The sequence below is a fragment of the Neobacillus drentensis genome (genome assembly GCF_036965245.1).
Taxonomy (GTDB): Bacteria; Bacillota; Bacilli; order Bacillales; family Cytobacillaceae; genus Neobacillus; species Neobacillus drentensis_G.
In genome coordinates this window covers 21,579-26,254 of record NZ_JBALPG010000024.1, presented here as the reverse complement: position 1 = coordinate 26,254, position 4,676 = coordinate 21,579, and the positions used below count along the sequence as shown (strand labels likewise).

The following is a 4,676-nucleotide window of genomic DNA, read 5'->3' as shown; positions in this document are numbered from 1 at the left end:
ATGATATATACGAAACACTTCTTACAACCTATACTTCAATCTTTTTGATCACTCTTGCAGGATTTCCGCCAACCACAACATGATCAACAACATCTTTTGTGACAACTGCACCTGAGGCAATGACAACATTATTTCCTATTTTCACACCAGGATTGATTATCGCTCCCCCACCAATCCATACATTATCGCCGATTTCAACCGGTGCCCCAAACTCAACGCCGGAAATTCTCTCTATTGGGTTCAGCGGATGTGTTGCTGTATATATGTGAACACCTGGCGCAACCATACAATTCGTCCCTATCCGAATTTCACAAACGTCTAAAAAAACACAATCAAAGTTCGCATAAAAGTTCTCACCGACATGAATGTTGTAGCCGTAATCACAACGAAAATTAGGCTCTATGTAAATATTTTCTCCTGCAGAACCAAACAATTCTTTTAAGAGGTCAGATCGTTTGGCCCTCTCTGTTTCTATTGTAAGATTGTATAATCTTGTTAATCCCCTTGCATTCTCACGTTCTTTTATAAGTTCTAAATCAGCAGCATTATAAAGTTCACCGTTGATCATCTTTTCTTTTTCTGTTTTCATGATTTGGTCTCCTAACGTTGAATTTTGTTTTCCAATTTATCAAACTTTCGTAATTCCATAAAATTTACCTTTGTTACGATTTAAGGGGCAAAAGGGACAAAATATCTAAACATAAAGCTTATGAACGCAAATACTGAAATCGTACAAATTGAAGCAAAATGTAAAAATATAAATAGGATTTTCATTTTTCCTTTGACATAAAATGCGTAGATTAAACCAAATACTGGATTCAAGATTAAAAACGGTAAGGCAATTGCAATAAAAACCTTTCCAATCATATGAAGGATTTTTGAATCAAAACCAGCCAGACTCAACAAACCCAATAATATAATTGTCACAATAATCGTCGCAATCAGTGATGTAAATGAAACCTTTAAGGCATTTTTGAAGAAATTTTTCATAAAAAACTCCTTTCCTACAGTGCATTATAAATTTATTCTCCAATGAGGAAAGGATTACCTTTTTATTACTAGAATTATCCGGTACCATTAAGAGCAAAAAGAGTGGAATCTCCACTCTTTTTACTCTTTCCCCTTTATTTTCAACCAACCTGCTTTTTTAATCTCCAGTAGTACATCCATGTCCTGATTGAATAGCTCCCAAAAGACAGAATTGCTATAAACATAATAACCATACTAAAAATTTGCAATTTATCTAGTTTGTTATGACTAATCATTTCTAATCCCAATCCTATATTAAACAAATAGGCAATGATTAAAGGAAGGAACAAGCATGTATAGGCGATACCAATCTTTCTTGCATGTTTTAATTGATTGGTTTTATCACTGTAAATTTGTAGGCGGTCTTCGCCTTCAGAATATTCGCGGCTCCAGATCGACCACTTTTGCAATGATCCATAGGATTGAAATACACTATTCCAGCCTGCATCCCTGTGGATATCAAAGTAGCTCTCATCAGCAATGTTTTGATAATCTGCACAATAACTTACCTTTCGCGGATGCCCCACAAAGAAATGGAAGGTTGTTCCAGCCCTGCTAACGCGGTAGAGATTATATCCTTGTTCCTCCATTTTCTCGAGCCACTGTTCTAACTTATCTGGAGCATACATCCAGCCTAGTCTTCTTTTAATAACCAATTGCCCTGAACGCTTTAACTTCTTTTCTTCCGCTTTGTTTAGTTTGCCTTTACCTTGAGTCTTGCTGAAAAGTTCATCTCTATTTATTTTTTCATTCAGCAATTTTTTATTTGTCCGATTAATTTTAACCACTGAATATAGTCCAAGAATGAAAATAGCTATTAAAACACCAAAATATAAATAGGTGAATATCCAATATGGACTTTCTACTACCTCAACTTTGGAATCTGCTGAAAATAAAATTAGCCCAAATATGCTTAGATAGAATGCTGCCATAATCGAAAAATAGAATACTACACCTCCGAAAATATACATTATGATTCGATTATGTTTAATTATTCCTTCCCGGACAGAGGAGGTTTTAATTTGCTCCGGTGACTTTTCATTAGACGTGACAAACCAGTTGCCCGCACGTAAAACCTTGGTCCATCCCTCTGCCATTAACCCTCTGGATAGTGACTCCCCTTGCATTTTATCAAACCCAATTCGGTACGTTAGCTTCTTAGGCTCACCTTGTTGAAAGAAAAAACACCGTGAAACTCGATTGATCTTGATTAAAAAATATCCATTTTCCGCCATAGATGAGAGCCATTTTTCTGTTTTTTGTACATCATAACTCCAGAATGGCCTACAAATTTTTTTGATCACAAAAAATCCCCCTCATATTTCAATGCATTCTGGTACAGTTCCTTAAGTCTGTTAATCTCGGCTGTAATTAATTTTCTTCCTGTTTCCGTTACCTCATATACCCTTTTTCTTTCCTCATCAGCAAATACCGTTATGATTCCATCTTTTTGCATTTTCGTTAACGTTCCGTAAACGGTTCCAGATCCTAATACAATTCTTCCGTTTGTAATGTCCTCTACATGTTTAACAATACCGTAACCATGACGCGGTTCCGTCAGAGATAGAAGAATGTAGAACGCCGTTTCTGTCATCGGTACATACTTTTTTATGACTTTATCAATATCCAAAATTCTCACCTCACAAGTCTTGGTTTTATATAGTGAATAACCGTTTGAAACTATATCGCAAGTAAATATGTCTTATCATGACTATATCACGTCGTGACTTATATTTCAATTTGTTTTTTTTCAAAATATTCATGACTGTTGATAGGTATCAATTAGTCAAATGATTAGTATTGAAATCGTAACATTGGACCAGAAGTCGTGGTATAATTTTAAATATTGTTTTTTCAGAAAAAACTGTAATTTAAATGATTCTTACGAATGGGGGGAACTAGTTTGAATTATGATGTAATCGTGGTGGGTACTGGACTCGCTGGTTTAGTGGCAGCGTCTGAGCTTACGGATGCAGATAAGAAAGTGCTCCTTTTAGACCAAGAACCGGAAGCATCTTTTGGTGGACAGGCATGGTGGTCCTTTGGCGGATTATTTCTCGTCGATTCACCGGAACAGCGAAGGATGGGGATTAAGGATTCGCGTGAACTTGCCTGGCAGGACTGGTTAGGAGCAGCAGGTTTTGATCGGGAAGAAGACGAGGATTACTGGGGAAAAAAGTGGGCAAAGGCCTATGTTGACTTCGCATCAGGTGAAAAGCGCAAATGGCTATATGATTTGGGGGTTCGTTTTTTTCCAGTAGTCGGCTGGGCTGAACGCGGGGGCTATCTTGCAGAAGGGCACGGCAACTCCGTTCCGCGGTTTCACATCGTTTGGGGAACAGGTCCTGGTCTTGTTAAACCATTTGAAGATAGAGTTCGAAAAGCAATGGCTAATGGTCTTGTTGATTATCGCCCGCGCCATCGGGTGAATGAATTATTGACGGAAAAAGGTGCCGTCATCGGGGCACGTGGGGAAATACTTGTTCCAAGTTCGGCTGCTCGCGGCGAAGCAAGTTCCCGCGATGTGGTTGGAGATTTTGAATTCCATGCGAAAGCTGTGATGGTAACTAGTGGAGGTATTGGCGGCAACCATGAACTGATTAGAAAAAATTGGCCGGCGCGACTTGGCGAGGCTCCAAAAAATATGATTTCAGGTGTTCCACAGCATGTTGACGGACGAATGCTGGCAATTACAGAGAAGGCTGGCGGTCGTATCGTCAATCGAGACAGGATGTGGCATTATACAGAAGGCATAAAAAACTGGAACCCGGTTTGGCCGATGCATGGTATCCGGATTCTTCCCGGTCCGTCCTCCTTATGGCTCGATGCCACAGGGAAGCGTTTCCCTGCACCAAACTTTCCAGGCTTCGACACTTTAGGAACCCTTGATGCCATTATGAAGACTGGTTATGATTATTCTTGGTTCATTTTAACGCAGAAAATTATTGAAAAAGAGTTTGCCTTGTCAGGGTCGGAGCAAAATCCGGATTTGACTGGAAAGAGTATTAAAAAGGTATTAGCTCGTGTGCTGCCAGGGCCGACATCTCCTGTAAAGGCATTTATGGATAAAGGTGAGGATTTTGTTATCGCCAATACTTTGCCGGAACTTGTTGCCGGGATGAACAAGCTCACCGCGGTTAACTTGTTAAACCTGGACGATATCGAACGGCAGATTGTTGCTAGAGACAGAGAGATTGATAATAAATTTACAAAGGATCTGCAAATAACTGCAATGCGCGGTGCACAGAATTATCTTGGCGATAAACTTATTAGAGTTGCTTCACCACATAAAATTCTTGATGCAAAAATGGGTCCATTAATTGCTGTTCGTTTAAACATCGTTAGTCGAAAAACGCTTGGCGGGCTGCAAACAGATTTATCCGGCAGAGTCCTAGATTCCTCTGGGAACCCGGTCCCTGGCCTATTTGCTGCTGGTGAGGTTTCTGGGTTTGGCGGGGGTGGCATTCATGGGTATCGTTCACTCGAGGGAACATTCGTCGGCGGCTGCCTGTTTACAGGAAGGCAAGCCGGGCGTGCACTTGCAAAGGAATTAGAATCATAACCATTTAATCCTCTGCAAACAAACATGAAAAAATTTTTTTGACCGATGAAGGGCTTTTTTCCGGTCTCGGGCACAATTACAATTT

At 39.7% G+C, this 4,676-nt stretch carries 5 protein-coding genes; 1 reads left to right on the top strand and 4 read right to left on the bottom strand.

Annotation, left to right across the window (positions count from 1 at the left end; genetic code table 11):
* Nucleotides 1–28: 28 nt before the first annotated feature.
* The 4 genes from V7150_RS06965 to V7150_RS06950 form a co-directional block, all read right to left on the bottom strand.
* A complete protein-coding gene (locus tag V7150_RS06965) occupies nt 29–589 on the bottom strand; it encodes a maltose acetyltransferase domain-containing protein (RefSeq protein WP_335515386.1) in 561 nt (186 codons plus the stop codon).
* 80 nt (nt 590–669) lie between these two features.
* A complete protein-coding gene (locus V7150_RS06960) occupies nt 670–990 on the bottom strand; it encodes a hypothetical protein (RefSeq protein WP_335515383.1) in 321 nt (106 codons plus the stop codon).
* 140 nt (nt 991–1,130) lie between these two features.
* Nucleotides 1,131–2,333, bottom strand: coding sequence for a DUF2812 domain-containing protein (locus V7150_RS06955; RefSeq protein WP_335515381.1), 1,203 nt, complete (start codon nt 2,331–2,333; stop codon nt 1,131–1,133).
* Nucleotides 2,330–2,659 carry a PadR family transcriptional regulator gene (locus tag V7150_RS06950; protein WP_335515378.1) on the bottom strand — a complete coding sequence of 110 codons (330 nt, stop codon included), beginning with the start codon at nt 2,657–2,659 and terminating at the stop codon, nt 2,330–2,332. The genes V7150_RS06955 and V7150_RS06950 overlap by 4 nt, the downstream gene beginning before the upstream one ends.
* 273 nt (nt 2,660–2,932) lie before the next feature.
* Here V7150_RS06950 and V7150_RS06945 point away from each other — a divergent pair, with 273 nt between their 5' ends.
* Entirely contained in the window at nt 2,933–4,591 is a 1,659-nt protein-coding gene (locus tag V7150_RS06945) for an FAD-binding dehydrogenase (protein ID WP_335515375.1), read from the top strand.
* Nucleotides 4,592–4,676 lie beyond the last annotated feature (85 nt).